We start from the raw sequence: 269 nt of genomic DNA, 5'->3' as shown, positions 1-269 counted from the left end.
CCGCGGGCGCCGCCTCGCCGTCGCTCGCCGCCGCCTCCCCCGCGCCGTCGGCGTCGACGGCATCCCCGTATCCCGAACTGGCCTTCCCGCAGACCGACGACGACAAGATCTCGTCGGGCATCATCGCGGACAGCGGCATCGACCCGACGAGCACCCGGTACATCGCCGTGATGCGCGGGTTCCGTGTGTTCCTCGCCGAGCGGGAGCGCGGAGACGGCGTGTGCGTCGTGACCTTCATCGCGGTCAACGACCAGCCGTGGTCCGCGGGA

The 269-nt window shown here is 72.1% G+C and carries 1 protein-coding gene; it reads left to right on the top strand.

The window, feature by feature from the left end; all coding sequences use genetic code 11:
- On the top strand, positions 1 to 269 hold a 269-nt coding region (locus tag ACZ3HH_RS30170), incomplete at both ends, for a hypothetical protein (RefSeq protein WP_465810260.1).

The organism is Pseudomonas sp. PME37.24/025 (assembly GCF_055556615.1).
Note: the sequence above shows the minus strand (reverse complement) of the source record. Positions and strands in the feature narration are given on the sequence as shown.